The 26,956-nt window shown below is 70.1% G+C and carries 27 protein-coding genes; 25 read left to right on the top strand and 2 right to left on the bottom strand.

Annotation, left to right across the window (positions count from 1 at the left end):
- Positions 1–60: 60 nt before the first annotated feature.
- The 6 genes from C3K08_RS08325 to C3K08_RS08300 are packed head-to-tail and all read left to right on the top strand — an operon-like array spanning position 61 to position 4,891.
- On the top strand, positions 61–864 hold the full coding sequence (locus tag C3K08_RS08325; protein WP_104990880.1) for a hypothetical protein: 804 nt from the start codon (positions 61–63) through the stop codon (positions 862–864).
- Positions 861–1,601, top strand: a complete 741-nt coding sequence (locus C3K08_RS08320; protein WP_234009017.1) for a hypothetical protein — start codon at positions 861–863, stop codon at positions 1,599–1,601. Before C3K08_RS08325 ends, C3K08_RS08320 begins: the two co-directional genes overlap by 4 nt.
- Entirely contained in the window at positions 1,598–2,389 is a 792-nt protein-coding gene (locus C3K08_RS08315; protein ID WP_104990879.1) for a phosphoadenosine phosphosulfate reductase family protein, read from the top strand. The genes C3K08_RS08320 and C3K08_RS08315 overlap by 4 nt, the downstream gene beginning before the upstream one ends.
- A complete protein-coding gene (locus C3K08_RS08310; protein WP_104990878.1) occupies positions 2,389–3,048 on the top strand; it encodes a hypothetical protein in 660 nt (219 codons plus the stop codon). The genes C3K08_RS08315 and C3K08_RS08310 overlap by 1 nt, the downstream gene beginning before the upstream one ends.
- Entirely contained in the window at positions 3,036–4,379 is a 1,344-nt protein-coding gene (locus tag C3K08_RS08305; protein ID WP_104990877.1) for a phosphoadenosine phosphosulfate reductase family protein, read from the top strand. The genes C3K08_RS08310 and C3K08_RS08305 overlap by 13 nt, the downstream gene beginning before the upstream one ends.
- Positions 4,376–4,891 carry a ParB/RepB/Spo0J family partition protein gene (locus C3K08_RS08300; RefSeq protein WP_104990876.1) on the top strand — a complete coding sequence of 172 codons (516 nt, stop codon included), beginning with the start codon at positions 4,376–4,378 and terminating at the stop codon, positions 4,889–4,891. Before C3K08_RS08305 ends, C3K08_RS08300 begins: the two co-directional genes overlap by 4 nt.
- On the opposite strand, the gene C3K08_RS08295 is transcribed toward C3K08_RS08300, so the two are convergent.
- Positions 4,892–5,368: a hypothetical protein gene (locus C3K08_RS08295; RefSeq protein WP_104990875.1), complete on the bottom strand. Its 477-nt coding sequence runs from the start codon at positions 5,366–5,368 to the stop codon at positions 4,892–4,894.
- A gap of 88 nt (positions 5,369–5,456) precedes the next feature.
- On the opposite strand from C3K08_RS08295, the gene C3K08_RS08290 reads away from it, so the two are divergent.
- The 15 genes from C3K08_RS08290 (at position 5,457) to C3K08_RS08225 (ending at position 16,773) form a co-directional block, all read left to right on the top strand.
- Entirely contained in the window at positions 5,457–6,026 is a 570-nt protein-coding gene (locus C3K08_RS08290) for a hypothetical protein (RefSeq protein WP_104990874.1), read from the top strand.
- A 16-nt stretch (positions 6,027–6,042) separates the two neighbouring features.
- A complete protein-coding gene (locus C3K08_RS08285) occupies positions 6,043–7,881 on the top strand; it encodes a hypothetical protein (protein WP_104990873.1) in 1,839 nt (612 codons plus the stop codon).
- 10 nt (positions 7,882–7,891) lie between these two features.
- Complete coding sequence (locus C3K08_RS08280) at positions 7,892–9,382, top strand: hypothetical protein (protein WP_104990872.1); 1,491 nt, start codon at positions 7,892–7,894, stop codon at positions 9,380–9,382.
- A 138-nt stretch (positions 9,383–9,520) separates the two neighbouring features.
- The gene (locus C3K08_RS17910; protein WP_158679888.1) at positions 9,521–9,682 is read left to right on the top strand and encodes a hypothetical protein; all 162 of its coding nucleotides are present in this window, start codon (positions 9,521–9,523) and stop codon (positions 9,680–9,682) included.
- A gap of 11 nt (positions 9,683–9,693) precedes the next feature.
- Complete coding sequence (locus C3K08_RS08275; RefSeq protein ID WP_104990871.1) at positions 9,694–11,025, top strand: hypothetical protein; 1,332 nt, start codon at positions 9,694–9,696, stop codon at positions 11,023–11,025.
- A 72-nt stretch (positions 11,026–11,097) separates the two neighbouring features.
- On the top strand, positions 11,098–11,466 hold the full coding sequence (locus C3K08_RS08270) for a hypothetical protein (protein WP_158679887.1): 369 nt from the start codon (positions 11,098–11,100) through the stop codon (positions 11,464–11,466).
- 46 nt (positions 11,467–11,512) lie between these two features.
- Positions 11,513–12,733, top strand: coding sequence for a hypothetical protein (locus tag C3K08_RS08265; RefSeq protein WP_158679886.1), 1,221 nt, complete (start codon positions 11,513–11,515; stop codon positions 12,731–12,733).
- 62 nt (positions 12,734–12,795) lie between these two features.
- Complete coding sequence (locus tag C3K08_RS08260) at positions 12,796–13,515, top strand: hypothetical protein (protein ID WP_158679885.1); 720 nt, start codon at positions 12,796–12,798, stop codon at positions 13,513–13,515.
- 4 nt (positions 13,516–13,519) lie between these two features.
- The gene (locus tag C3K08_RS08255) at positions 13,520–13,903 is read left to right on the top strand and encodes a hypothetical protein (RefSeq protein ID WP_104990867.1); all 384 of its coding nucleotides are present in this window, start codon (positions 13,520–13,522) and stop codon (positions 13,901–13,903) included.
- Positions 13,900–14,277, top strand: a complete 378-nt coding sequence (locus C3K08_RS08250) for a hypothetical protein (RefSeq protein ID WP_104990866.1) — start codon at positions 13,900–13,902, stop codon at positions 14,275–14,277. The genes C3K08_RS08255 and C3K08_RS08250 overlap by 4 nt, the downstream gene beginning before the upstream one ends.
- 7 nt (positions 14,278–14,284) lie before the next feature.
- Positions 14,285–14,731, top strand: a complete 447-nt coding sequence (locus tag C3K08_RS08245; protein WP_104990865.1) for a hypothetical protein — start codon at positions 14,285–14,287, stop codon at positions 14,729–14,731.
- Positions 14,732–14,733: 2 nt separating this feature from the next.
- Positions 14,734–15,447, top strand: coding sequence for a hypothetical protein (locus C3K08_RS08240; RefSeq protein WP_104990864.1), 714 nt, complete (start codon positions 14,734–14,736; stop codon positions 15,445–15,447).
- An 84-nt stretch (positions 15,448–15,531) separates the two neighbouring features.
- The gene (locus tag C3K08_RS08235) at positions 15,532–15,936 is read left to right on the top strand and encodes a hypothetical protein (RefSeq protein ID WP_104990863.1); all 405 of its coding nucleotides are present in this window, start codon (positions 15,532–15,534) and stop codon (positions 15,934–15,936) included.
- The gene (locus C3K08_RS08230; RefSeq protein ID WP_104990862.1) at positions 15,933–16,289 is read left to right on the top strand and encodes a hypothetical protein; all 357 of its coding nucleotides are present in this window, start codon (positions 15,933–15,935) and stop codon (positions 16,287–16,289) included. The genes C3K08_RS08235 and C3K08_RS08230 overlap by 4 nt, the downstream gene beginning before the upstream one ends.
- 10 nt (positions 16,290–16,299) lie before the next feature.
- Complete coding sequence (locus tag C3K08_RS08225) at positions 16,300–16,773, top strand: hypothetical protein (RefSeq protein ID WP_104990861.1); 474 nt, start codon at positions 16,300–16,302, stop codon at positions 16,771–16,773.
- Here the strand turns inward: C3K08_RS08225 and C3K08_RS08220 are convergent.
- Positions 16,770–17,219 (bottom strand): hypothetical protein, encoded by a 450-nt coding sequence (locus C3K08_RS08220; protein ID WP_104990860.1) that lies wholly within the window; start codon positions 17,217–17,219, stop codon positions 16,770–16,772. The genes C3K08_RS08225 and C3K08_RS08220 overlap by 4 nt on opposite strands.
- A gap of 41 nt (positions 17,220–17,260) precedes the next feature.
- On the opposite strand from C3K08_RS08220, the gene C3K08_RS08215 reads away from it, so the two are divergent.
- The 4 genes from C3K08_RS08215 to C3K08_RS08200 are packed head-to-tail and all read left to right on the top strand — an operon-like array spanning position 17,261 to position 26,954.
- Positions 17,261–22,978 carry a phage tail tape measure protein gene (locus C3K08_RS08215; RefSeq protein ID WP_104990859.1) on the top strand — a complete coding sequence of 1,906 codons (5,718 nt, stop codon included), beginning with the start codon at positions 17,261–17,263 and terminating at the stop codon, positions 22,976–22,978.
- Entirely contained in the window at positions 22,978–23,355 is a 378-nt protein-coding gene (locus C3K08_RS08210; protein ID WP_104990858.1) for a hypothetical protein, read from the top strand. The genes C3K08_RS08215 and C3K08_RS08210 overlap by 1 nt, the downstream gene beginning before the upstream one ends.
- Positions 23,352–23,684, top strand: a complete 333-nt coding sequence (locus C3K08_RS08205) for a hypothetical protein (RefSeq protein ID WP_104990857.1) — start codon at positions 23,352–23,354, stop codon at positions 23,682–23,684. The genes C3K08_RS08210 and C3K08_RS08205 overlap by 4 nt, the downstream gene beginning before the upstream one ends.
- A 12-nt stretch (positions 23,685–23,696) precedes the next feature.
- Positions 23,697–26,954 (top strand): fibronectin type III domain-containing protein, encoded by a 3,258-nt coding sequence (locus tag C3K08_RS08200; RefSeq protein ID WP_104990856.1) that lies wholly within the window; start codon positions 23,697–23,699, stop codon positions 26,952–26,954.
- Positions 26,955–26,956 lie beyond the last annotated feature (2 nt).

Raw genomic sequence — 26,956 nt, 5'->3', positions numbered from 1 at the left:
GCGTCGCCCCGATGGGAGCCTGCCGTGTCCACCACGGTAGACAGTCGGGCTGGAGCTTGTATGGCCCCACGTAAGACCCCCGCCGCCCCTGCCGATGTTGCCCTGCGCATCGAGTACCTGCCCCTCGACCAGCTCGCCCGCTGGCCGGGCAACCCGAAGGAGCACGCCGACGGCGCCATTGCCGCCAGCATCGCCCGCTTCGGCTTCCGTGACCCCCTCGCCATCGACGAGGCCACGGGCCGCCTGATCGCCGGGCACGGCCGCCTCTCCGTGCTGGAGCGTGCCCACGCCGCCGGTCAGCCCGCGCCGCAGTTCGTGCAGGTCCGCGAGGACGGCATGTGGCTGGTCCCCGTCACGCGCGGTGGCTCCTTCGGCAGCGAGGACGAGGCCGCCGCCTACCTCGTGGCTCACAACCGAACGGGCGAACTCGGCGGCTGGAACGACGAGCTGCTCGCCGGGATGCTGGGCGGCCTCGACGATGATCTCCGCGCCGTGGCCGGATTCGACCTCGAAGCGTTCGTGAAAGAGACGGACGCCCAGGCGGCCAGCGCCCCCGCGCTCCCCGAGGCCCCCAGCGAGTTCCTGAACGACCTGATCGGCGCGGCAGCAGCGGCGCCGCAGGCGCAGGCCACCCCCACCCCGGCGGCGGGAGGTGACGCGGCCCCCACTGAGTCTCCCGCCCCGGTGGCCCCGGTAGGACCAGGAAACCCCGAGTATGTGCAAGTCGTGTACGTGGTGCCCGCGCCGGACCGCGACCTCGCCCAGCGGGCCGTGAAGCGTGCCCGCGAGCAGTTCGGCGTGGCAACCGCGCCCGAGGCCTTCATGGCGATCATCCGCGCCTACCTCAGCGAGGTGGCCGCGTGAATCCCGAGCCGATGAAGCATCACCCCGACGACGAGAACGAAATCCACGATGTGGCTACCTTCGTGGACCCCGCGCAGAACGTCGTCACGCCCGTCATGCAGCTCAGCGACGAGCTGGCCGGGCAGATGGTGTGGGCCTTTGCCCGCATCGTGCGGGCCGCCCACGGCAGCCGCGCGGCCCGCACCCCCGACGAGGACGGCATCACCCGCGCCCAGGAGTTCGAGGAAGGCGACGTGTACATGCTGGAAAAGCCTTTCGACGGGTACTTCGCCAGCCGCTACCTGATGGACTTCTACAACGTGGAAGAGCGCGGCATCTGCTCGCGGATGCACCTGCACACCGGCCTGCGCTTCGTGCGGATGATGACCGGTCCGGACACGGTGATCCGTGTGGGCAGCCTCTCGCCGTTCATCGTGACGAACGTGCCGGGCGTGACGCCCTTCGTGCCCTTCCAGTTCGAGGACGACATGCCCGACCTCCCGGAGGGCGTGCAGCGCACCCGCTACAACCTGCTGGTGCCGCCCTGCTCCTTCGTGGACATGCAGATCCCGCGCGGCGTCTCGCACCAGTTCAACGCGCTCGGCCCCAACGCGGTGATCGACTCCGTACACCCCGAGGAGAGTATCGAGACGTTCCGCGAGCGCATGTCGGGCTTCCGGATGATGGCCCAGACCATCTTCCTGACCGACGACCGCCCCGACGCGAGCAGTTGCGACATGCGGGAGCGCGGGGTATGACCGACGCGGCTATTCCTCGCAAGCAGGTGTCCAGCCAGCAGGCCTGGCTCGACACCTGGGCGCGGGTCGAAGACCTCTGCCCCGCCACGCAATTGGACGCCCTGATCGAGCGGACCCTGGCCGAGATGCGCGTCCAGTTCGCTGGGAAGCGCGTGGCGTTCGCCTGGAGCGGCGGCAAGGACTCTCTGGTGATCGAGTGGCTGTGCGCCCAGCTCGGCATTGACGCCTGCGTCTTCGGGATGACCAACCTGGAGTACCCGGAGTTCCTTGCCTGGGTCACGAACCACATGCCGCCTGGCGTGCAGGTGATCAACACCGGTCAGGATCTCGCGTGGCTGGCAAAGAATCCGCAGATGCTGTTCCCGCAGCGGGCGCAGGACAACGCCCGCTGGTTCCGGCTGGTGCAGCACACGGCGCAGCGGCGGTACTTCCAGGAACATCGCCTCGACGTTCTGGTGCTGGGCCGCCGCCACGCGGAGGGCAATTTCTGCGGTCAGGGAGGCCTCTACCGCAACCGCGAGGGCATCACGCGCTACAGCCCCATCCGCGACTGGTCGCACGAGGCCGTGCTCGCCCTGATCAAGCGCGAGGGCTACTCGCTCCCACCCATCTACGGGTATCCGCGCGGCTGGCAGGTGGGCACCGGCTGCTGGCCGCAGCGCCTCTATACCAAGAGCCAGGTGCAGGGCTGGGACGAGACGTGGGAGATCGACCCGCAGATTGTCCGCGAGGCCGCGACCATCCTGCCCCAGGCCCGCGACTACCTGGCGGCGCGGGGGCTGGCGTAATGTGCGGTCTTTTCGGCTTCTGGCGCGGCAGCGGCCCGCCGGAGGCGGACAGGTTGCGCAGCCTCGCCCGCGCCGCAGGCACCCGCGGCCCTCACGCCCACGGCTGGGCCACCCCTGGAGTGCGGCACGTCCGCCTCGGCCCCGTCAACAGTGCGGCCCTCTCTCCCGTGGTGGACAGCGTGATCGGTCACGCGCGGCTGGCGACTGCCGGTGCGCATGACGACCTTGCTTGTGCGCAACCGCTCCGCGCGGGCTCCCTGCACGTCGCGCATAACGGCACGGTGCCCGGCGCAGCTGCCCTCGCGCAGCGGCATGGCTTCGCCCCGGAAACGGCGAGCGACAGCGAGGTCCTGGCGCTGTTGCTCACGCGTACCGACCTGGGCGCGGGGGTGGCCACCCTGCTGGACACGCTGGCTCCCGGCGTGCCGTTGGCGCTGCTGGTCCTCACGGACGACGGCCGGGTGCTCGCCGCTCGGCGCGGCCATCCCCTGCACGCGCTGACCCGCGAGGAGGGCACCTACCTGTGCAGCCTGCCCTTCCCGGGCAGCTCGCCGCTGCCCGACGCCACGGTGACGGTGTGCGGCTCGGGCGAGCAGTACCCGCTGGCGACCACGGCCCACCTGCGCCGTCATCAGGGAGGCCCGCAATGGACCCCCTGATGCGCGAGGAGATCGCGGGGGACGTGTCCGCGCCCCACCCTGGCCTGAAGCCCTTCAAGTACAACCCGAAGAACAGCCGCCTGAAGCCCGAAGCCAGCGACAAGGACGTGCTGACCCTGGCCCGTGAGCGCATGCGCACGATCTTCGAACGCTTTGACCATGTGTCAGTGAGCTTCAGTGGCGGCAAGGACAGCACCATCGTCCTCAACCTCGCGCTGGAGGCCGCACGCGAACTCGGGCGCACGCCCCTCGACGTGGTGTTTTACGACGAGGAATGCATCTACACCGAGAACATCGACTACGTGCGCCGGGTGGCCGCCGACCCGGATGTGGCGCTGCGCTGGATCTGCGTGCCGGTCAAGCACCGCAACGCCTGTTCCAGTGAGTCACCCGTCTGGTACCCCTGGGCACCCGAGGACCGCCCTCTGTGGGTGCGAGAGCTGCCGCCCGAGGCGATCACCGAGATCCCGGGGTACGACTACACGGATCCGGCCACCCGCCTGAGCATTCCCGAGGTGAGCGGCCTGCTGTTTCCGCCCACCCTGGGCAACGTGGTGCAGCTGCTGGGCATCCGCGCCGACGAGAGCCTGATCCGCCGGGCCGCCGTGAGCCGCCGCGTGGTCGACAACTACATCGTCAAGGACCGCGGCGGCTACGGCGGGGCCAACGACGTGCAGCACGCCGGGAACGTCTGGAAGGCCTACCCGATCTACGACTGGCGCACCGAGGACGTGTGGTTGGCTCCCAAGCGGCTGGGCTGGGATTACTGCCGGGTGTACGACCTGCTCGACCAGATCGGCTTCACGCCCGGCAAGCAGCGCCTCGCGCCACCCTTCGGCGAGGAACCCATGCAGCGCCTCGATCAGTACCACCAGTGCGAGCCTGCCCTGTGGGACCGGATGCTCAGCCGCGTGCCCGGCGCGCAGACGGCCAAGCGCTACAGCCGCACCGAGTTGTACGCCTTCGGGGAGATTCCGGAGAAGCCGCCGGGCCTGACCTACGAGGAGTGGCTGCGGGACCTGGTGACCGCCAACTTTCCGGAGAAGGAAGCCGCGCAAGTCAGCAAGGGCATTCGGGCACACCTGCGGATGCACTACCGCAAGACGGCAGACTTGCTGGCCCCCACAGTGGACCACCCGCTGACCGGGTACTCGTGGGCCTTTTTCGTGAAGATGGCGATGCGGGGCAACTTCAAACAGCGCCGCCAGCCGAACATCGGCCGCAAGACGCCCGAGCAGTTTCAGAAAGACCTCGCGAAGTACCGCGCGGATCTCGCCCGCTATCAGGCTGAGCTGGCAGAGGCCCGCGCCCTCCAAGGAGACACGCCATGAAGCACGGCCGTGACGCCCAGCCCCTCTCGCGGATCGAGTGGGTTCACCGCGACGACCTCCACGCGAACGGATACAACCCGAACTTCGTCGCCAAGCCCGAGATGCAACTGCTGAAGGTCAGCATTCTCGAAGACGGGTGGACGCAACCCATCGTGGCCCGCCCGGACGGCGAGGTGGTGGACGGCTTCCACCGCTGGACGTGCAGCGCCGACCCGCGCATCTACGCGATGACCGACGGGTACGTGCCGGTGGTGCGCCTGCTGCCGCCCGCGACCGGCGACCAGATGCTCAGCACCATCCGCCATAACCGGGCCAGGGGCGAGCATGGCGTGCTGCCGATGGCAGACATCGTGCGCCGCCTGATCGACGAGGAGGACATGACGCCCGAGCAGGTGATGCAGCGCTGCGGCATGGAGCGCGAGGAAGTCACCCGCCTCTACGACCGGGGCGGGATGACCGAACGCGGCACAATCGGCCACGCCGAGTTCAGCCAGGGGTGGACGCCGAAGTAATCAGCGCCTGCGCTGTCCCATCTCAATCGCAAAGTCCGCATCGTCTGCGCTCGCCGTGGTGATGGCCACGGCAACGACAGCCTCAATGCCTAAGACGGCATAGCGGAGGGCAAAAAAGATGGGGGTGAACACGACGGCCAGCAGCAGCACGAGCGGCAGCAGTTCGGGCGGGCTCTCCGTCCCAGCCCCCCTCAGCGGCTTGAGTACCTGCATGACAGCAATGGTCACAAGCCCCAGGAGCGTCAGGATCGAACTCAGCATCAGTTGCGCCCCCGCTGCCCGAACCTGGGGCTGAAGTTGCGGCTCACGGTCCAGAGTTCGGTAATAGCTGAAGCACACCGACGCCAGGCCGAACGCGGCCACAGCGAACCACCTCAGCAGGTCCAGAGCCCCTTCAGGCAAAACGCTGGGAGGAAGGGGGGCGCCGTCCAATTGGTGCAGGTAGATCACCTGCCCGACCGCCAATGCCGCCGCCATAAGTCCCGACAGGGTGCGTGCTATCCGCCGCGTCCGACGCGTGACTTGCAACTCCATACCGACACCCTACCCAAGGAGGTGAACCCCCATGAGCAAACGTGACCCCGCCAAAACCAAGACGACCCCGAAGAACAGCGGCAGCGGCGGGGCGCGAAGCGCCGAGGACAAGCGCGTCAAGCACAACTGGAGTGCTATCCGCCGCGAGTACATCCGCGGAGAGGACACCGTCACACTGGCGAGCCTCGCCGCCAAACCGGGCTACCCCAGCGAGAGGCAGCTCGAACGCCGATCAGCAGCGGAAGACTGGATGGACCTGCGCCTCCAGATGCGTCGGGAAGTTGACGGCAGACTGCGTGCCCTCGACCTCGACATGAAGACCGAGGTGCGGAGGCGGCAGGCCAAGGTCGGCAAGGCCCTGGTCACCCTGGGTGTGCGGGCGATGGCCCATCAGGACCCCGAGAAGATGGACGTGCTCGACATGGCCCGGACCATCAAGATCGGCACCGAGCTGGAGCGCAAGGCCCTGGGCATGGAGGAGCTGAACATCAACTTCGGCCGCATCAAGTCGCCTGACGACCTCGACAAGCTGCCCGAAGAGGAGCTGTGGCGCCTGGCCGCCATGATTCCGCCTGACGAGGACGATGACACGGAGTTCTAACCGTCCGCCCAGTTGGATGACCCGGGGCGCGGTGATGCAGGCCATCGCCCGCAAACGCCTGCGCGAGAGCGGCAAGCTCCAGGCCCAGGGGCCGGTGCGCGACGAGCAGAGCAAATGGACGGAGCGCTACGGGACCGACCTCATCGGCTTCTGCGAGCGGGTCCTGGGCATGAAGCCTTGGCGGGGCATGAACGGGAAGCCGGGTCAGTACGAGATCCTGGAGGCCATTCAGGACAGCGTGCGGCGGCAGCTCGCGGGCGAGCAGAACGTCCCCTACGTGTTCGTGATCGAGGCCGCGCACGGCCTGGGGAAGACCTACGGGCTGGGGGCACCGGCGATCATCTGGTTCTACCGGGTGTTCGGCGCGTCGGTCGTGCAGAGCACGGCGAACACCAACGATCAGGTGCGCGACACGCTCTGGAAGAACATCCGCATGCACGTCGCCAACGCCAAAGCGCGGCGGCGCAACGTCATGCCCGGCCTGATGCCCAAGGACATGCGGGCGGAGACCTCGGCCGACCACTTCGCCATGGGCTTCGTGACCAACGACGCGGGCGGGACCGGCACGGAGCGCGTGCAGGGGCAGCACAACGACTTCCACCTGTGGGTCTTCGAGGAAGCCGAGGGCATCGCGGAGTTCATGTACGACGCGGTGAAGCGCCAGTTCACCGGCAACACGGTGCGCATCTGGCTGCTGTACGCCAACCCCAAGACCAGCAGCAGCACTTTTCAGGAAATGAAGATGCACCCGCTGGCGATGGTGTATCGGCTCTCGCTGCTGGACTTCCCCAACGTCGTGAACGGGAGCGTGGAAGTGCCCGGCGGGACGACCCGCAGCACGCTTAACGAAATGATCGAGGACCAGCGCACCTTCGGGTGCGAGGTGGTGCCCGAGATGGACGAGACGCGCCACACCTTCGCGGTGCCCTGGCCGGTGCCGAGGGCGGGCGGCGGCTTCCACCCACCGGGGACGATCTTCGCCCCCAAGCGGGGCTTCCTGTACGGCGCCTTGGGCATCCCGCCCAGCGGCGGCGGCGGAGACACCTTCATCAGCGCGGGCCGCTTCGACGCCTGCCTGACCCGCGACGTGCGGCGCGAGGGCGTGGCGGAAGTGGGCGCCGCCGTCATGGTGGCGCTGGCCACCCAGCAGCCCCTGCGCCGTCCGGTGCGCCGCGTGCAACTCGGCGTCGACTGCTCCCGCTTCGGGGACGACGCGGGGACGCTCTACGGCCTGTTCGAGCGCGTTCTGCGGTTCGAGGAAGCGATCCAAGGAGCGCAGGAGCTGGACGAGATGAGCCGCACCGACCGCTACGTGCAGGCGGCGGCCAAGGCGCTGCGGAAGTACGCGGCGTTGGGCGCAACGGCCGCCAGCGTCCGCGTGGACGCCGGGTACGGCGGCGGCATCGTGGACGGCATTCGCAAGCTGGTGGACGTGGCCGCCCTGTTCCCGGACGGGTTCGTGGTGCATGAGGTCGCCTTCGGCAGCAGCTCCACCGACCCGGACCAGTACGCGGACCTCGTGACCGAGATGTACGCGATGGCCGACGAGGTGCTCAGCGCCATTCGCATCGAGCATCCGCCGCTGCTGCTCAAGCGGGATCTCACCGAACGCAAGTACGGCTACGTCACCAAGGGGGACCGGGATGTCCGCAAGCTGGAGAAGAAGAACGACTTCAAGAGACGCACCAAGGGCCAGTCCCCCGATGACGGGGACGGGGCGGTGCTCGCCCTCGCGCCGGAGAGGTTGTTCGGGGGCAGGGTCAGACATGATCCGGCTGCGCACGCAGCGGCGGTCCTGACCGTCAGGTCCGCACAGGAAGGAGGTGGGTACGACGACCTATATTCTTGGCCCTGACGGCCAGCCCGTGAGCAGTCAGCAGGAGCACGCCCCGCCCCCCGCCCAGTTGCGGGGGGCCTCGCTGCCTGCCAACCCCAGCATCGCCGACGCCTTCGGGGGCAGCCCGCTTGACCCCGGCCTGCGGGGCGGGTGGACCTACGCCGACGGCCTGGGTCGCCCCAGCCTGCGCCCCGGCCGCTACGGCATCAACCGCGACGCCGAGCGGCTCAAGTGCCGCAGCATGTACTACCTCAACCCCCTGTTCTGGGGGGCCATGCAGATCGCCATGAGCTTCCTGATCGGCGACACCTTCTCCTACGGCGACGTGTACGACCGCGCCGCCCGCACCGCTCTGGAGGAGTTCTGGCAGGCGAACAACCTCGGCACCCTGATCTCCGAACGCTGGCTGCCGGAGTTCTTGACCGACGGCGAGCAGGCCACGGTCTGGCCGACCGGCGCCGACGATCCTGGGGCCGACGCCCCCGCCCGCATCGCGTTCCTCGACCTGGAGGCCGGGGTACGGGTGGAGGGGGACACCTCGCTGGGGACAGTGGCGGCCGACATGGTGAGCGCCCTGCACCTGCGCCAGGGCCTGCGCGAGCGCACCTGGCGCCGGGGGGAGTTCGTCTGGACGGCCTCGGACGCCCTGTGGAACGACCCGCGCGGCTACCCCCTGGTCAGCGGTGCGGTGGACTCGGCGATGGCGTACATCGCCATGGCGAACCACCGCCTGAACATCCACGAGATTCAGCAGCGCATCGTGGGCGTCTACACGGCGATGCTCAACCCGGAGGAGCCCGACGGCGGCGAGGCCCGTTGGCGGGCGAAAGCGGGAGCGTTCCGCCACGTCCCGGCCAAGGGTGCCGTGGTGCCCCTGATCACCAAGCCGGGGTACACCGACAAGGCGGGCAACCGCTACGACGGGGTCACCGAGAAGCTGGAGTTCCCCCGTCCGGCCAGCGGCGCTTCGGACGCCAAGGAGGACATGCGGGTGTTCCTGCGGCTGGTCGGCCTCTGCCTGGGCGGGCTGCCAGAGCACTGGCTGGGGGAGGGCGGCAGCGTCAACCGCGCGACCGCCAGCGAGATGGGCACCCCCGCCGTGACGCTGGGCCTGCGGCGGCAGGCGACCCTGCGCTCCTACCTCGACCGGACCCTGCGCACCGAGCTGATCCGTCGCTACGGGCCGGACCGCAAGTACCGCGTGCCCTACAGCAAGGTCAGCCGGGACGGCCTGAGCCGCAGCACCGGATACCGGACCGTCACGGCCGACCTGCTGGAGTTCCCCTGGAACCTCCCGCGCCTCGACGACGAGTCACTGGACACGCTGCTGCGGGTGGTGACCACGATGGCCGACCGGGGCTGGCTGAGTGATCAGTCGGCCGCCGGTCGCCTGGGCGCGGACGTTCCGACCGAGACCGAGTTGATGGCGGCGACCGGGCGCAGCTTCGGGCAGGCCCAGGCCGCTCCCCCCACCCCAGGAGGTGAACCCGATGGGCCGAGTCGCCCCCCGTCCCCCTAAACCCCCGCCCCCGCCGCGCCCCCCCCAGGAGGACAACCCCGGCGAGGGGCCACCCTGGCTGATGGCGTTCATCGGCGTCGCCCTGGCCGCTTGCGTGGGGCTCTGGGGCTGGCTGCTGCTGTTCCCCGGAGGTTTCCCTTGAACCCCACCCCGTCCCCTCAGCACGCCACCCTCACTTCCCGTGAACGTGAGCGGGAGCGCCAGCGCCTCCGTCAGCAACTGGAGCGCGGTGAGATCACGCCCCAGCAGGCCGAAGCTGCCCTCGCCCGCTTGCAGCCCCCGCCCCCGCTGCGGGGCTGAAAGGAGCCCGTATGCCCGAACACCTCAACCGTTCGCCCTGCACCGCCCTCGTCTCCGGCCGCCTCCGCGAGAGCGCGGCCCCCACCGGCGTGCTCACCCTCAGCGAGCGCCTCGCCCCCGACCGGGGGAACGCCACCCTGCGCGAGGAGAAGCGAGGCGGCGAGACCGTGACCCTGGTGGACGTGACGGTTGCCACCGCCGGGCGCGTGAACCGCAACCTGCGGCTCTATCCCCGCGAGGTCTGGCAGGCCGCCATCGACGCGGCCCAGGATGACCTCACGGGGGGGCGTCTGTGGGGCTTGCTGGAGCATCCTGAGGACGCCTGGGACCGCTGGGACCCGCTCAAGGGCCGCCTGGAGAACATCTGGGTGCTCTACGAGCGGCTGTGGCTCGACGGGGACACCGTGCGGGCGACCGGCGTGCTGGTGGACGACCACGTCGCCGGGCAGACCATGCGGGCACTGCTCAAACGCAAGGTCGCCGTCGGCATCAGCAGCAACGGGACCGGCAGCGCCCAGTACCTGCCCGCGAAGGAAATCCCCGGCCTCGCCGACTTCCCTGACCCTGAGCAGATCATCGCGGTGATTCAGCCGGATTTCCGACTGCTCACCATCGACGCGGTGTCCGACCCCTCTGACCTCTCCGGCACCGCCCGGCAGAAGGAAACCCACCGCCCCAAGGAGGGCAGCATGAACCCCAAACTCAAGGCCCTGCTGGACCGCTTCCCCGGCCTCACGCTGGAGCAGATCAAGGCCCAGCACCAGACCGAGTACGCCGCGACGATGGTCGCCATCGCCGAGGATGTGACCCAGGCTCCCAGCCCGGGGCCCACGCCCGCGCCTCAACCCGCCCAGAACCCGGCCCCCTCGCCCGCCCCGGCGCCCCAGCCCGCGCCCAGCCCCGCGCCTGCGAGCACCCACGCGGAGAGCACGCTGGAGCGCAACGTACTGGCCCTGAATGCCCGCCTGGAGGCCAGCGAGCGCCAGGCGTTCACCGAGAAACGCACCAATATCGCCATCACGGCGCTGGAGGCCGCGCAACTCCCCCGGGCGCCGAAGGTGGGCGATCTCGACCTCGACGCCCGGTTCCGCGAGCAGGTCATCCAGGTCAGCGTCGCGGCGGGCAGCGAGGACGAGGCCAGGCAGCTCGTCGGCCAGATGATCGAGGAGCGCCGGGTGCTGATGGGCGCGGCGGCCACTCCCCCACGCGGGCGCCAGCACGAGAGCGCCGCGCAGCGGGCCGGAGGCGTCTCCCTCCCCATCGGCAACAACAGTGCCCCCGCCCGACAGGTGGAGGGCCACAACCCCGTCGCCAACGTGCGCGGCAGCCTCGGCCTGCGCTGAGCCCCGCCCCGCTTCCCCGGCCCCTGAGCGCTTCGCCAGGGGCCTTCTTCTTTCCCCCGAGAGGTCCCACCCATGAAGACCCGTGCACACGGCAGCCCGATGGACGGCATCACCCTCCCGCTCGCGGTGCCCGCGAATACCCGTGAAGGCCACCCGGTCGCCATCGGCAACGCTGGCCTGCTGGGCGTGGCCGTCACCGCCCGCGTCACCGCCGACGACTTGAACAACCCCGCCAGGGTGACCCCCCAGGGCCTGGTCGCCGGGCAGGCCAGCGTCTTCCTCCCCGGCATCGCCGTCACCCTGCGCGTCGATCTGCCTGCCGCCCTCGCGCAGGGGGCCAAGGTCTACCAGCAGCCCGACGGAACCTACAGCGACGTGAACACCGGCGTGTTCGTCGGCTGGAAAGTGAACGGTCTGCTCGCCGTCCGTGCCAACGCCTGACCCCGGCCCTTCGCCCTCTTTTCCCTGAGCACCAGCAAGGAGCCGCATGACCGTACAGAAACTCCGCATGGGGTACCGCGAGGCCGCCCTGCGCGGTTACATCCCCGAGCAGGTTGTCGACCGCCTCACCATGATGACCATCCTGGAAACAGGCATCCAGGCGTTTTACAAGGGCTACTACGGTGCCCTGCTCGACGAGAACCTCCAGCGCAGCCAGGACCTGCGCATCTCCAACCGCGAGGGCTGGGACATGGCTCTGGCGGCGCAGGACGGCGTGCTCGAAGACCTCACCGGCATCCGCTGGGCGCATCGGCAGACCGAGACGCTGACCACCAGTGACTTCCTGCTGGCGCTGGCCTACACCCGCGACGCGGCCCGCCGTCCCGGCTACGCCCCCTTCGAGAGCGAGCTGCTGAAGGTGGCCCGCACCCGCACAGTGAACAACTTCAAGCCCATCAAGGCGCGGGGGGCCACCAACCTGCTGCACCGCTTCCTGGCCCGGCGCCCCGAGGCGACGAACGTCCAGTACACCGGCTTCATCGGCCAGGGCGAGTTCTACAGCGCGGTGAACTACGAGCTGGCCATCGCCTACACCTGGGAGATGTACACCAACGACGAGATCGGCGAGTTCGCCGAGGCGATGGAGGAACTGGGCGAGGCGGCGGCGCGCACCCGCGCGTGGAGCGTCATCGACGCGGTCGCCCGCATGGCGCCGCGCCTGCCGCTGCTCAATGGCGAGCAGGGACCGACCATCCAGAACATCCAGGCGGTGAAGAGCTATCTCGCCAGCCAGACCGTAGACGGGCGCTTCGTGGCCCGCACGATGACCGACCTGTACCTGCCCCCCGCCTGGGACTCGCTGGCTTACGTCAGCCTGAACAGCCAGGCGCTGGCGGGCAGCACCCAGGGAGGGCTGGAGCCCAACATCAACCCGGTCTACCGCGCGGGCACGCCGCACAACGAGCCGCTGATGGCGGAGATCTTCAACGACGGGCCGGAGGGGAACCCCCGGTACAACGACCCGGCCGCTGGGTACGCGGACCTCAGCGACCGTGACTGGGTGGCGCTGGACCGCAACGCCCGCCCACTGGAGATCAGCTACCTCGAGGGGTTCCAGGCCGGGCCGCGCACCTACACCCGCGTGCCCGACACGGTGGAGCTCAACCACGGATCCTTCGAGAACCACACCTTCGCCGTGAAGGTGGGCGACGTGCACGCCGCGACCGTGGCGGAGCGCAGCGCCGTGGTGATCGCCCAGGGCACCTGAGCTTTTCCTCCCGCTCCTACTGACACCACGGACTGGGCCGAGCCCGGTCCGGGAGGTTTTCCATGACCAAAACACAGAATTTGGTGCTGGCCAAGCCGTACTTTGACGGCTTGGTGTGGCACCGCGCCCTCGGCGAGCCCTTTGACACCAGCACGCTCGACGACGCCGTGGTGGACAAATTGAAGGCCAAGCAGTTCCTGATGTCGGCGGCAGCGTACAAGGCACAGACCAACCCGGAAGCGGCGCAGGCGCAGGCGGATGCGGATGACGCCGTGCAGCAACTCGCAGCGGCCAATGCCCGGATTCAGCAGCTCGAAGCCCAACTCGCGGAGGCGGGCGGCTCGGAACATGCAGGCCGCGTGGACGAGCTGGAGGCCCAGCTGCGGACCCTGACGGGCGAACGCGACGACGCGCAGCGCAGGGTAGAGTCGCTGAGTCAGCAGGTCGGCACACTCACCACCCAGGTGGGCGAGCAGGCCCGGGAAGCGCAGCAGGCTCAGGCTCGGGTGCAGGAGCTGCAGCCCCAGGTCACCATCCTGACCAGCGAGCGCGACAGCCTGCAGCAGAGCCTGGAGCAGACCAGCGGGCAGCTCGCCGAGGCTCAGGCTCAGACCGCCCAGGCCCAGGTCCAGGTGCAAGCCGCCCAGGCGGAGCGGGACGCCGCTCAGAAGGCGCTGGCGGACGGCAAGCTGATTCCGGCCAACGCCCGCGAGCGGCTGATCGCGGTCAAGGGCATCAGCGACACGCTGGCCGACGCCGCGCTCAAGGCGCTGACGGAGTAGGGGCATGACGCTCACGGTCGCCGAGCGCCTGGAGGGGGAGCTGTCCCTGACCGCCGAGGCCTTGGGCATGAGCGAAAGGGTTTTTGACCGCCGCCTCGAACTGTGGGAGGCGCTGGCCGGGGAGCGTGAGACGGCCACGAACGCGCAGCGTCAGGCCCACGTGGCCTATCTCGCGCTGGGGGCGTGGATTACCTACCTGCTGGGTCAGGCGGATAAGTTCCGGGCAGAGGGGGAGGTCACGGTGGAGCGGGACATTCTGGGGCGCGTGGTGCTGTTGCGTGATCAACAGGATGTCGCGCAGGTTCAGGCCGGGCTCGCCCCGCCCACGACCGCGAACCAGGGGGAGGCCAACCCGGCACCCATCCTTGAACCCTGGGGCGTGGGATGAGCGAACTCGACGAGTACCGCGCCCTCGCCCAGCAGGAGCTGCGAGCCAACGCTCCCCTCGTATTCCGCCACTCCGGCACCTTCCGCTATGTCCAGAACGGTAGGGAGCGCCTCTACCCCTGCGAGTTCAGCGTGAAGGACCCGCAGAGGGTAGGCCGCACGGCCATCGCCGCCGCCGAAGCCTTCGCCCGCACCCTGGAGGGCGCCAGCTACACCGACGTGCGTTTGCTGACTGTCCACCCCGACCACAAGCGCCCGCCCAAGGGCGCCGTCCTCGTCGAGCCCTGGGACGGCGGGCGGCTGGAGGTCATGGAGTGGAGCCAGCCCAGCGACTTCACCGGCCAGGCCGTCGGCACCTGCGTCCTGAGGAGGTGAACCCCCCGTGATCGTCGCCGATCTCTACGCCCGCCTGAGGGCCGCGCTGCCCGAGACCGTGCCCGTGCTCCGGCCCGAGCAGGTGCAAGTGCCCGCCGAGTGGCAGGAGGAGGACGCCCAGGGTGAGTTGGTGGAAGGCGGCGCACGGGGCCAGCTTGCCTACCTCCAGCAGCAAGCTCCCCAGGGCTACGTGCAGGTGGAAACCCCGGTCCCTATCCGCACCGACGGGCTCGTCGCCTCCTACGCCGTCGCCGTGGCCACCATCGCCCCAGACGCCGCCCTCGCCCAGGACCTGGGCCTCCGGGTGCGCCGCATCCTCTGTGGCCACTCCTACGCCCCCGAAGCCTACCGAGAGTCTCGCCCGGCGGTGGCCCAGCCACTCCAGCCGGGCGCGTGGCTCTACCGCCCCACCTACGAGCGCGTCACGCTCGACGGCCTGCTGGCCGGAGGTTAACCGTGTCCGATTACTCCTATATCGACGCCCTGAACGTCAAGAACAAGGATTCCCAGTTCAACGCCGACAACTTCCGGCGCGTGGGTAACTTCGTGCTTGTCTCGCCGCTGGCCGCCGTGGGCGCCCTGATCCTTCCTGCCGACTGGGTCGGGCTGGGGTACTTCCGCCCCGACGCGCAGCTCGCCCCCACCACCGACGTGCAGCGCAGTCCCATCCTGGTGCAGAACCCCCAGGGCGGCCAGCCCATCACGCTGCTGGAGGACACCACCGACGTCAGCGCGATCTACGAGACCATCGAACCCATCACCGCCGACGAGTACATCCAGGCGCTGCACCAGGGCAGCGTGCCTATCGCACTGACCGACGCCACCCTGAACGGCAGCACCATCAGCCCCTTCGAGCCCGGCGCCAGCATCGAGGCCCGGATGATGGTCATCCGCATCACCGAGGGCAACGGCGACAGCAAGCGCTACGAGCTGTTCTGGCACCCCCGCGTCGCCCTCCAGAGCAACGGCCTGGGCGACTACGAGGGCCGCGCCACCCGGATCTTCCGCGTGCCCGTCCGGCAGTGGGGCGGGCGGTTCACCGAGGCGGGCGTGCTCGCCGCCTTCGACAACGCGAAGGGCGACATGGGTGCCGTCTTCCAGGGGCCGATCGACGAACTCGCCGCGCTGGTCGCCGCCCTCAAGGGCGAGGCTGTCGCCGCTGCGGCCTGAGCCCTCCCGTGACCTGGCCCGCTCCCGTTTGGGGGCGGGCTTTTTCCCCACAACACGAGACTTCCTTTTTGATCTGGAGGCGGCATGCTCCCCATTCGAACGACCCTGCAGCTTTCCCGAGGCAGCGTGACCCTGCGGGCCTGGGGTGCCGACGTGGCCGACGCGCACCTGATCGACCTGATGACCCTGACGGCCACCCTGGGCACCCTGCGGGCCGAGTGGGAGGAGTTCCGGGCCGCCGATATCCAGCAAGACATCTGGGCCGCGTTCTGGCGGCTCGTGGACGCCGCCGTCGAGCCGGGCAGCCGGATGCCCCGCCTCACCTGGGGGGACCGCCTGCTCGTCCTCCAGGCGCTCTACGACCTCAACCCGCTGGAGGAGGCCGACGAGAACCTGGGAAAACTGCTGGCCCTGGCGGAACAGACGGCGGCGCAGATGACGCGGCTGAACCGTCAGGGCCTCCCGACCTCACCCTCGACGAGTTCGTGATTCGGGTGTTCGGCGCAGCGGCCTACCCCAACATGATCACCCAGCCGTTCCGCCTGATCAGCCGTGCGGCCGAGATCGAGGGCGAGCGGGACGCCGAGCAGCAGCTCCACCGGCTGCGGCTGATGGCCGTGGCCGACGGGATGGAGCAGGGCAAGGTCTACGTCCCCGACCCCAACGACCCGCCCAGCAAGAGCCGCGCCCACTACAACCTCCAGCCGTACAACCAGACCCTGGAGCGGCTGGAGCGCCAGGCCTACCCCTGGGCAGCCGAGGCCGTCCAGCGCCAGCGCCGGGTCGCCGAACAGGAAGCGAAGTGGCAGGCGCTGCGCGAGGCGATGGGCCTGAAGAACTGAGGAGGCCAGCATGGGCATCAAGCTCGACCCCCGCGCCCTGGAAACGGCGCTGCTGGGCCTGCAGGAGGCCTGCGACGACCTCCCCCAGATCGCCGGGAAGGTGCGAGACGAGGCCCTCGGGCACGCCATCCTGGGCGCTCAGGCGAACATCTACAACACGGAGGCCGGAGCCTACGAGCGCACCCAGACCTATCTCCGGGGGCTGGACGCCACGGCGCGGGCCACCCGCACCACGGTGACGGTCACGGTCAGCAACGACACCGAGTACGCTGCCTACGTCGAGGCCGGGCGGGGCGGCATGAGCTACGCGATGCTCCAGCAACTTGCGCTGATGCAGGGGGACCCCAGTGACCCGCTCACGCTGGGCCGCAGCGGGCAGCGGTGGGTGCTGCCAGGGCCGGTGCTGACCGGTGCGCAGGCCTACGCCGCGCACCGCATGCGCGAACTGTTCGGGGAGAAGGTGCGGGCGGCGGTGAGGCGCTAGCGGGAGTACACGTCGAAGATCGTGTACAGCGTGCCCCCCTTGGCTGTGCCCTGGAAGGCGCTGGAGCACCAGAACTTGGAGCGGATCATCGCCCCGTAGCTGTTCTGGGAATCCACCTCACCACTCACGACGTAGACGCCGCCGACCGTGCTGTAGACCGGCTTGTTCACCTTCGCGAACTTCGCCACGCTGGGGGTTTTTAGGCCGTTGCGCACAACCACTTTGCAGTTGCTGATCAGGTCGTTGTTGCCGGGCGGCTGTCGGAGCCCCTTGATCGAGACGTAGGGGTAGGCCTTCTCGATCTCGCCGTAGTGGAAACCCTCGGCGAACTCCTTGCTTGTGTCCTTCCGCACCTCGTCCGCCCCAATTCGAGCGGGGGTGATGCGGAAGCTCTGGGCCGTTGCCACGCCTGCCAGCAGCAGGACCACCATGCCAATCCGGGTCATGTCCCCACCGTAGCCCCTCCACCCTCTCAGGAGCCTTGCAAATGACGAACCCCAGCCTCCCGGCCCTGACAGGGCAGGCGACCCTCGACGTAGCCCCCTTCCGCAAAGGCGCCCGCGACGCGCTAAACGCCGTGCGCGAGGTCACCGACTTCGCCAAGAAGCACGGCACGATGACTCTCACCACGAAGCTGGCGGGGACCTCGGCCAGCGCGATGCGGGCGCAGCTCACGGCGGCCCTGGGCGGTCAGGTGCTGCCCGTCAGCATCTCGTTCAACCCCGGCAGCATCTCCGCCGCGCTCGCAAGCCTGCACTCCCAGCTCAACGCGGTTGTCGGGTTGAACCTCTCCTCCCTGACCGCCGTGCAGGCGCAGATCAACACGCAGATCAGCCAACTCACGGCCCTGATCGCGCAGCTCCGGAGTCTGGGGGGAGGCGGCGGCAGCGGCGCGGCGGGGCCGGGCGCCGGGCTCAGCGCGAACGCCCGGACCCTCCTGGCGGACCTGGAAAAACTCAACAACGAGTACAAGCGCGGCAACGTGAGTGCCAACCAGTACGCGACCCGACTCGCAGGCCTGCAATCCGCCTTGCGCGTGGCTGCTGCTGGAGCACAGGCGGGCAGCGCCGAGTTCCGGCAGCTCGATCAGGCCGTCACCCGCACGGTGCAGGGGCTCCGCAACGTCGAGACCGCGAAGATCGTGCAGCTCCGGACCGAGCTGTCCGGAGCTCGCGCGGCTTTCGACGCGGCTGCGGCCTCCGCGACCACCCTCGCCCAGCGGCAGGCCGCCACCGCCGCGTACACGGGCGAATTGAACCGAGTCCGGGTGGCCCTCCAGGGCATGGCGGCGAGCGGCCGCCTCACCGCCGATCAGCTCGGCAACGTGAACCGCCTGCTCGCTCAGACGGCCCGCGAGGCGAACACCATTAACGGGCGTATCAACGTCGCCGGGCTGTCGGGGAACATCAGCAACGCCCTCCAGCAGCTCACCGGGTTCGTGCCTGGCCTGGCCCAGGTGACCGGCCTGTTCGGGGACATGTCGCCCGCCATCATGGGGACCACCGTCGCCCTGGGGGCGTTCGCCGCCGGGCTCGCCACTTCCTTCCGCACTGCCGCCGAGTTCCAGCAGGGGATGGCCGATATCAGGGCCCTGACCCAGCCGACCGCCCAAGGGCTCAACGACCTGCGCGAGGCGGGGATGAACCTCGGGCAACCCCTGGGGGTGGGGGCTCGCAAGGCCGCCGCCGCCATGCTGGAGCTGAACCGCGCGGGCCTGAGTGCGGCGGACGTGGTCGGGGGTGGGCTGGTCGGTGCCCTGAACCTCGCAGGGGCCGCGGGCATCAGCGCGGCCGAGGGCGGGAAGCTCGCCGTGGCTGCGATGACTGCGTTCAAGCTGAGCGCCCAGGACATGCCCGCCATCGCGGATACCTTCGCCAACTTCAGCAACAAGACCTTCCTCGGGGCTGAAGATCTGAGCCAGGCTATTGCCTCGGTGGGCCCCGTGGCACGCAGCGCCGGGCTCGACCTGAACCAGTTCTCGGGGTACATGGCGACCCTGGCCCAGGGCGGGTTCAAACAGATGTCCGACGCGGGCACGTCGCTGAAAACCATGCTGCTGTCTCTCCAGTCGCCCAGCAGCACAGCGGCGTCGGCCATGGAAGAGATCGGCCTCAACGTCTACGACGCGGCCGGGAACATGCGCCCCCTGGCCGACGTGCTCGAAGACCTGCGCGGCAAGCTCAAGGGGCTGACCGAACAGCAGCGGAACGCGGCCCTCAAAGACATCTTCGGCCAGGACGCCATCCGAGCCGCGACCATCCTGCTCGACGAGAGTGCGGACGCGATTCAGAAAAACATTGACGCGATGGGCCTCCAGGGGGAGGCGGCCCGCGTCGCCCGCGAGCGCATGGACACCTACAACGGGGCCGTGCAGCAGCTCGGGGCCTCCTGGGAGAGGTTCCAGATCACGGTGGGTGACAAGCTCCTGCCGGTCATGACCGGCCTCGTCCGGGGCCTGACCGCTGGGGTCGACACCCTCCAGCGGTTCGCAAACGGGTCCGAGAACCTGCTGCCCTACATCGCTCCTCTCGTGGGTGCCTTCGTGGCGCTGCGGGGGGCGGCTATCGCGGCGGCGGCACCAGCTATCTGGGCAGCCCTGCTGACCGCCATCGGCGGGTTCTTCACCACGGTGAACGTCTGGATCGCCAGCAACCCGCTGGGGGCCATCGCGCTGGGGGTCTCCGCCCTGGCGGCAGCGGTCAACAAGATCATGCAGGACACAGCCTCGACCTACGATCAGATCGACGCGGATCAGCAGGCCAGTTCGGAGGCCTTGATCAAGCGGGTCCGCGAACTGCGGCAGGAGGGCACCGAGGTGGCGCGGGTGCAGGCGCAGGTGCTGCTGGCCCTGGACGATCTGCAAAAGGCGCAGATGGGGGAGCTGAAGGGGACCAACTTCTGGGGCGAGCGCATCTACGAGGTGGACCCCGCGAAGGTGAAAGCCGCGCAGGACAACCTCGACCGTCTCCGTGCCAACCTCATCGCCGTCCGGACCGAAGCGCAGCGCCACTCTGGAATCAAGACCGAGCTGGGCGGCCCTGGCCTCTCGCCCGAGCAGGCCAAGAAGCGCCAGGAGGCGATCGAGAAGCTCCGCGCCTCCATCGAGGACCGGGCCTTCACGCTCCGGGTGGAGGGCATGTCCGATCTCGACGCGGCCCTGGCCCAGCTCGACCGCGAGTTCAAGAAGCTCCGCGAGGAGGTCCAGAAGCCCTTTGCGGGCAACCTCAACAACAGCGTTCTGCTGGAGGAACTGGCAGACCTCCAGCGCCAGCAGCAGGCCGAGGCGGCGGCTATCCGTAAGCAGTTCGCACTCCAGGCGGTGGAGGATGCCCGCACCTTCGCGCTGGGGGCGCAGCGTGCCGAGCTGGACGCCATGCGCGAAGGTGCCGAGAAACGCGCGGCCCTGCGCGAGCGCGAGATTCAGGACGTGCAGCGCGAGGTTTCCGAAAAGGCCGTCGCTCTCGCCGATTTCCCGAAGCAGCAGCGCGAGGTCGAGGAGGCAGGTCGCCAGCAGGTCGCGGCCATGCGCCGGGGCTGGGCGGAGGAGGACCTCCGCCTCGCCGAGGAGAACGCCCAGCGTGTGCTGGACGCCGAACGGTCCGCGAGGGACGCCGTCGTTTCGGCGATGGAGGACGGGCTCCAGAAGGAGGCGGCCCTCCGCGCCGTCGCCCTCATAGACCTTGAAGCCGACATCGCCCAGCGTGTGGCCGCGCTGGAGGGCTACCCCGAGGCACAGATCCGCGTCGAGGCGGCCGGGCGTCAGGAAGTCGAGGCGCTGCGCGATTCCTGGCACCGGGAGGATCAACGCCGGGCCGAGGAGGCGGCCCGCACTGTGGAGGGCATCGAGCGCTCGGCCCGGGACGCCAGCCTCGCCGCGATGCGCGACGGGGTGGAGAAGGAGGCCCTGCTGCGGGCCGTCGCCCTGGCCGACCTGCGCGAGAACCTGGGCGAGCAGATTGCCGAACTGGAGGGGTTCCCTGCCGAGCAGCAGCGCGTGCAGGAAGCCGGGCGCGTCCAGATCGCGGCCCTCTACGACCAGTGGGCGCAGGAGGACCAGCGCCGCGCGGAGGAGGTCTCCCGCACGCTGCAGGACGCCGCCCGCGCGGCCCGGGACGCCGAGGTCGCCAACATTCAGGACGCGGGCCAGCGCCGCGCTGCTCAGCGGCGACTCGACCTCGACGACCTGCGCCAGAGCATTCAGGACCGCGTCGACGAGCTGGAGGGCTACCCCGAGGCCCAGCGCCAGATCGAGGAGGATGGCCACCGCGAGATCGCCGCGATGCGCGAGGGCTGGCGTCAGGAGGACGAGCGCCTGGCACGCGAAGCGGCCCGCCGTCTCGCCCAGGCGTGGGAGGCGGTCGCGGACGCCGAGGCACAGGCCCTGGCCGCCGCGCGGGGGGTGGAGGCCGCGCAGTTCGAACTCGACCTCTCCCGCCGCCTCGCCGCCCTCCGGGGCAACGTGGTGGCGTCTGCCGAACTGGAGGCCCAGGCGGTGCGGGACCGCGCCCGACTCGCGGAGGAAGCGGCCCAGGAGCAGGGACGGCTGGACCGCGAGCGCCTCGCCCGTGAGCGGGACCAGCGCCTCTCTGCCGACGACCTCTCCGCCGGGGAGCGCCGGGCAGTCTGGGCGCAGTACTACGCCGACCTCGACGCGCTGGGGGGGCGCGAGCAGTCCGCCGCGCTGGGGCGTCTCGCGGCCCAGGAGGAGGCCGAGCGGCAGGCGGCCGAGCGTATCCGGCAGGCCCGCCTGCAAGCCGCCCTCGACCCCGCTGAGGAGGCGGGGCGCGACGTGGCGGCCCTGGGGCGCTCCCAGCAACTTGCGGAGAGCGCCGCCGAGCGTCTGGCTCTTCAGGTAAAGGTCACCGCAGCCCGTGAGCGGGAGGCGGCGGCCGTCGCGTCCGTGCTGGCCCAGGCCGATCAACTGGGGCTGACCGAGGCCGAACGCCGGGACCTCGCCGACCGGCTGGCCCAGTCCCAGCACGAGGTGACCCTGAGCCAGCGCGAGCAGGTCAAGCTCCAGGACCAGATCACCGGCGAGGCGGAGGAACTCGTCAACCTCTACGGGCAGATCGTGCGGCTCACCGGATCGGAGACCGGAGTTGCGGCGGCGCAGCGCGAGTTGGCCGGAGCAACCGAGGACCTGGGAGACGCCTATCAGCGGGCCGTGCCGTTCCTCCAGCAGTTCCGCGAGGGGTCCTTGAAGCCCGAGGACTTCACCGAGGCGAAGGACGCCCTGGGCGGATTGATCACCGCGCTGGAAGCGCAGCGGCAGAAGCTGGAGCAACTCCGGGGCGAATACACCCGTCAGCGCGATGCCCTGCAATCCGTGCAGGACGTGCTCAAGAGCTTCGGGCAGGAATTCGGCGACGAGAACCTGCTGAACAACGCGATCTCGTTCAACCAGACGACCTACGACCAGGCCAGGGACGCGCTGCGCACCCTGCTGCTGGGGGGGCAGTACGACGCGGCGCAACTCGCCGAGGCCACCCGCAACCTCCAGCAGAGCTACGGGGGGCTCAAGGACTCCGTGGTCGCCCTGGGCGAGGCCCGCGCCCGCGAGCACGAACGCGAGCGCGACCGGATCAAGCGCGAGTCGGACGCCCGGTTGCGGACCCTGGACGCCCAGATCGAAGCGGCCAAGAAGGCGGGCCTGGACACCACCGCGCTGGAACGCGAGCGCGACACCATCGTCCGCGAGACCGAACTGCGGGTGACCCAGTTGGAAGGCCGCGCTGAGGCCGCCCGCAAGGCGGCGCAGGATGCCCTCAGCGACCGCACGAAGGGCTTGCAGGAACTCCTCCGGGGGGTGTCGGGAGGAGCGGCCGCCGCAGGTAGCCAGGTGGACGCCTTGGGCCGTCAGGTCCAGCAGAGCGAGCGGGACGTGCAGAGCAGCGCCGAGCAGATGAAGAAGAGTCTGGAGGGGGCGTTCAAGGGCGTGCCCGCTCAGGCCGGGAAGGCAGGTGCTGACGCGGGGCGGCAGTTCATGGCGCAGCTCCAGCGGCAACTGAAGGCGGTGAGGCTGCCGGGCATCACCACCCCCGGAGCTCCCACCCTGCCCGCCACTCGTCCGGCCGTCACCAACAACAACATCACCATCACCGTGAACGGCCAGAACGTCACCGGGACCAACAACCCGACCATGCGGCAGTTGCTGCTGGCCCTCGCCAACGAAGCGGACCGGGAATGCAGGAGGCGAAATAGCTGATGTACCGCATGAAAATCGGTGGGGTAGACCTGCGCTACCTCCCCGCCGTGGACGGCGTGAGCCTGGAGGGGGGTGGTCGCCCGGTGGCCGAGCGGGTCGCCCTCGACGGGCGCATCATCGCCACCCGACCCCCACTCCCCACCTCACGCCGCCTCACCATCACCGCTCCCGAGGGGTTCGTCATCAGCGCCCAGGACGCCGAGGCCATCCGTGCCCTGGGGGACGGCCCGTTCGACGTGACCCTGGCCGGGTACGAACCCAGCGGCACTTTCACCGGCTGCACCTTCGAGGAGCCGCCCCGCTTCCCGCCCACCTCTGATCCGAGATACCGGAGCTACGCCATGACCATCTACATCCCTCAGCAGGGCGGCGCATGACCTACCGCGCCGCCTGGACCCTCCCCGACGGCACCCCTGCCCCCGGCCCCGACCTGGGCGAGGTGAAGCCCGGCGAGACGAAGACTGTCAGCCGCCGCCTCAAGAACATCGGGGACCAGCCCCTCAGCGCCGTGCAGATCACGCTGGTGGACGACCTCCCCGGCGTGACGGTCACGGTGGGCCAGACGACCCTGACCCCCGGCCAGATGCACGCCGCCCCTGGCCTCGCGCCCGGCGAGAGCCTGGACGTGACCTACTCCCGGACCGTGCCGCCGGACGCCGAGCCGGGCGTGTTCCGGGCCTTCCTACGCATTCGCGCCCTGACCTGAGGAGGTGAGACCTTGCCGATCATCCTGATGGCGTCCCAGCCCGATGCTGAGCGCCCCGTCGCGCTGGAAATGAACGAGGCCCTGACCGGCCGGGTCGGGGGCTCCCTCGAACTCTCCCAGATGCTGACCGGCCGCGTGCCCGAGCGCGGGCTGGTGCTGGACACCTACCTCACCGGGCAGGTGCCGGGCGTGGCCTGGGCCGACGCCTCCGCCTTCGGGCGCGTCCTGCCGCTGGAGCTGACGGCGGGCGAGATGGACGTGGAATCGTTCAGCTACTCGGCCGAGCGCGGCCAGGGCGCCCGCCTGGACGTGACCGTGATCGGCGACGTGCGCGGCCAGACGGTGCCGACCGTCACCGCGCGGGCCGGGGGGCAGGGGGCCGCCTTCGCGGTCGCCGGCACCCTCCCCGAGTGGGAGGCCGAGCGGAGCGCCGCCGGGTGGACCACGACCCTGCACGCGACCGACCGCGCCCTGGTGCCGCAGGCTACCCTGCCCGAGCTGGTGCCCTGGGAGACCCAGGCGGACAAGGACGCGCGGGCCGAGCAGGAACGGGCGCTGCGGGTGGCGAAGGTGCCGGAAGCCCAGCGGGCAGCCGCGCTGCGCGACGGGCGGCGCATGGCGGTGGACGCGGTGGTGCAGGCCGCCCTCGCCACGGTGCCCCACCGCCTGCTGATCCTGGCCCCCTTCCCGGGCTACGACTTCCGCGCCGACGGGGGGCCGACGTACTCCACGGCGGGCAAAACGGCTCAGGAGGTCGTGGCCGATATCTGGGGCCGCCTCGGCATCACGGCAGGCTGGGAGGGTGGCCTGCTGACCATCCGCGCCCCCGGCCCCACCGGGGATGTGCTGCTGCCCGCGCCGGTTGAATCCGAGCGCATCGAGCGCATCACCCTGGACGCGCCCGTGATCGAGCTGGAGGGGGGCGAGCCCGCGAGCACCGACCCGAACGGAGACGACGACGGCGACGGCATTCCCAACGGCGAGGACCCCGACTGGGATCGGGACCCCACCGACCCCGAGGACCCCGACCGCCTGGAGAACTCCCCGGACCCTGACGAGCGCGACGGGAACGGCAGCAGCGGCTTCGAGGAGGGCATCAGCCCGACGCCCCAGCCGGGCGAGGTGGCGGCCACCGCCGTGCCCCTCTCCTGGGATGCCGTGCCCGGCGCCAGCCAGTACGTGCTGGAGCGGGTGGAGGGGCAGGCCACGCCGTACAGCCTCTGGAGCCGCGTCACGATCACCACGGCGACGCGGCACACCGACGACACGGTGCGGCCCCTGACGACCTACACCTACCGGCTGCGGGTCAACGCGACGGCGATTGCGGGCGACGAGACGCGCAACGTGATCTGGGAGCCCTCGGAGTGGGCGCTGGTGGTCACGCCGCCCGTGGACGTGGACGCCCCGCCTCACCCGCCCGAGAACCTCACCGCCTACGCCCGCAGCAGCACGGCCGTGGGTGTGAAGTGGGAAGCGCCGAAGGCGGACCCCGAGGAGGCCGAGTCCCCCCGGCGCGGCCCCGCCGACCGCTACCGGGTGGACGTGCGGACCCTGACCCCGGACGCCACGCTGCTGCGGCGGGTGGAGACCGCGCAGACCTGGGCGGTGCCGGACGGCCTCCCGGTGGGCGGGCAGGTGCGGGTACAGGTCTACGCGATCAACGAGCAGGGGGACAGCGAGCCCGCGCTGCTGGACGTGCAGCTCGTCAACCTGCCGCCGGGGCCGGTGGAGGGGCTGAGCCTGAAAGCGAAGGATCAGACCCTCACCGCCGAGTGGGAGCGGGCGAGCGGCGCGACCGGGTTCGAGGTGCGCTGGGCGCTGGCCCCGGTGGGGGCGGCCGAGGCGGGGCTGGACTGGAAACTCCTCCCGCCTGTGCCTGCCGCCACCGTGCCCCAGGACGGCGAGCGTGTGCGCCCCAGTGTGGCCCTGACGGGGCTGGACTGGGCCACCCGATACGCCGTGCAGGTGCGCGGCACGAACGACGTGGGGGCGGGCGTGTGGTCGGACGCCGCCTACGAACTCACCGACTCCGAGCCGCCGCAGCCGGAGCCGGACCCCGAGGCGGACGATTTCGAGTCCGGGAGAAAGCGCGTGCTGCGCCTCTACCGCAGCACAAAAACTCAGACCGAGTACACCACCATCTGGAAAACCGGGAGCCGGGTGGACGCCACGCAGGTCGATTTGTGGGGGGATGTGCCGATCTACCGCCGGGAGAAGGACGAAAAGGGCGAGCGCGTCGTCGAGCGCAACCTCTGGGGACGGCTGAAAACGACCACAGCCCGCTACCTGTACGAGATCCCCGGCTGGCCGCGGACCCTCACGGCCTCCGTGGAGGAAACGGTGCTCTACAACACCGAGGCGATCAAGGGGCGGAGCGACATCGAGATCGGGCGCGAGCAGGAGCAGGTCCATCAGGAGTGGTCCCCCCAGGGCTGGCTCAATCGCCGCACGACCTGGCGCAGCAAGGCCTCGGTCGTGAAGGTGAAGAAGGACGATGACGGGGAGGTCGCGGAGCGCAAATACGGCAACATGCACGAAACCGTGCGCGAGCAGTGGCAGCCGATCGGGGACGGTCTCTGGTACTACAACCGCAGCGGCGTGATGACGACCCTGCTGCCCACCCTGGTGGACGACGAGTGGGAAGACGTGGAGGCAGGATTCAAAGCGACCCCCTCCGAGACCAGCGTCAGCGAGCAGGCCCCGCCCCAGGCGACCATGCCCTCCGAACGCGACCAGAAGACGGCCCCGCCGCCTCTGCCCCGCAACACCTCCAGCCCTGGCCTGGAGAGCTACCCGCTCGACAAGCCCTGGTTCGAGACGCCCCCCAGTTCCGGCCCCGGAGGAGGCGGCGAGGGGGACGAGGACGGCGAGGGCGACGACCGGGACGACGGCCCACCCCCCCCGAGGCGGGCACCGGGCGGACCGGAGGACCCCATCTCCACGCCCGGCGGCAGCGGCGACCCCAGTGGCCAGCCGGAGCCGGAGAAACCCCGGAGCTGGACGGAGACCGAGCCGATCCGCTACCGGGCACCTGCGCCGGGGGCAGGGGGCAACGGGGCCGTCCTCTCCGCGACCCTGCCCTGGGTCCGCACGGCGGAGGGCCTGGCCCGCTACGCCGCCTACATGGCCCAGCAGGGCGGGCCGCGCCTGCGCATCACCCGGACCTACATCCTCCCGACCACGCCGCCCTCCCTGGACGCCGTGCAGAGCATCAGCGCGAGCGGCAGCAACGGGCAGTTCTCCATGACGGTGGTCACCGAAACGAGGTAGCA

This window comes from Deinococcus sp. NW-56, assembly GCF_002953415.1.
Lineage (GTDB): Bacteria > Deinococcota > Deinococci > Deinococcales > Deinococcaceae > Deinococcus.
The sequence above is the reverse complement of the archived record's forward strand: the minus strand, read 5'-3'. Positions and strand labels throughout refer to the sequence as shown.

What these genes read in the sequence shown, in the direction of transcription:
- C3K08_RS08235 (WP_104990863.1), top strand. Translation starts at nt 15,532, where the DNA reads ATGCTCCCCATTCGAACGACCCTGCAGCTTTCCCGAGGCAGCGTGACC.
- C3K08_RS08310 (WP_104990878.1), top strand. Translation starts at nt 2,389, where the DNA reads ATGTGCGGTCTTTTCGGCTTCTGGCGCGGCAGCGGCCCGCCGGAGGCG.
- C3K08_RS08220 (WP_104990860.1), bottom strand. Translation starts at nt 17,219, where the DNA reads ATGACCCGGATTGGCATGGTGGTCCTGCTGCTGGCAGGCGTGGCAACG.
- C3K08_RS08295 (WP_104990875.1), bottom strand. Translation starts at nt 5,368, where the DNA reads ATGGCGGCGGCATTGGCGGTCGGGCAGGTGATCTACCTGCACCAATTG.
- C3K08_RS08325 (WP_104990880.1), top strand. Translation starts at nt 61, where the DNA reads ATGGCCCCACGTAAGACCCCCGCCGCCCCTGCCGATGTTGCCCTGCGC.
- C3K08_RS08225 (WP_104990861.1), top strand. Translation starts at nt 16,300, where the DNA reads ATGGGCATCAAGCTCGACCCCCGCGCCCTGGAAACGGCGCTGCTGGGC.
- C3K08_RS08215 (WP_104990859.1), top strand. Translation starts at nt 17,261, where the DNA reads ATGACGAACCCCAGCCTCCCGGCCCTGACAGGGCAGGCGACCCTCGAC.
- C3K08_RS08250 (WP_104990866.1), top strand. Translation starts at nt 13,900, where the DNA reads ATGAGCGAACTCGACGAGTACCGCGCCCTCGCCCAGCAGGAGCTGCGA.
- C3K08_RS08300 (WP_104990876.1), top strand. Translation starts at nt 4,376, where the DNA reads ATGAAGCACGGCCGTGACGCCCAGCCCCTCTCGCGGATCGAGTGGGTT.
- C3K08_RS08205 (WP_104990857.1), top strand. Translation starts at nt 23,352, where the DNA reads ATGACCTACCGCGCCGCCTGGACCCTCCCCGACGGCACCCCTGCCCCC.
- C3K08_RS08305 (WP_104990877.1), top strand. Translation starts at nt 3,036, where the DNA reads ATGGACCCCCTGATGCGCGAGGAGATCGCGGGGGACGTGTCCGCGCCC.
- C3K08_RS08270 (WP_158679887.1), top strand. Translation starts at nt 11,098, where the DNA reads ATGAAGACCCGTGCACACGGCAGCCCGATGGACGGCATCACCCTCCCG.
- C3K08_RS08285 (WP_104990873.1), top strand. Translation starts at nt 6,043, where the DNA reads ATGACCCGGGGCGCGGTGATGCAGGCCATCGCCCGCAAACGCCTGCGC.
- C3K08_RS08265 (WP_158679886.1), top strand. Translation starts at nt 11,513, where the DNA reads ATGACCGTACAGAAACTCCGCATGGGGTACCGCGAGGCCGCCCTGCGC.
- C3K08_RS08260 (WP_158679885.1), top strand. Translation starts at nt 12,796, where the DNA reads ATGACCAAAACACAGAATTTGGTGCTGGCCAAGCCGTACTTTGACGGC.
- C3K08_RS08275 (WP_104990871.1), top strand. Translation starts at nt 9,694, where the DNA reads ATGCCCGAACACCTCAACCGTTCGCCCTGCACCGCCCTCGTCTCCGGC.
- C3K08_RS08290 (WP_104990874.1), top strand. Translation starts at nt 5,457, where the DNA reads ATGAGCAAACGTGACCCCGCCAAAACCAAGACGACCCCGAAGAACAGC.
- C3K08_RS08210 (WP_104990858.1), top strand. Translation starts at nt 22,978, where the DNA reads ATGTACCGCATGAAAATCGGTGGGGTAGACCTGCGCTACCTCCCCGCC.
- C3K08_RS08255 (WP_104990867.1), top strand. Translation starts at nt 13,520, where the DNA reads ATGACGCTCACGGTCGCCGAGCGCCTGGAGGGGGAGCTGTCCCTGACC.
- C3K08_RS08315 (WP_104990879.1), top strand. Translation starts at nt 1,598, where the DNA reads ATGACCGACGCGGCTATTCCTCGCAAGCAGGTGTCCAGCCAGCAGGCC.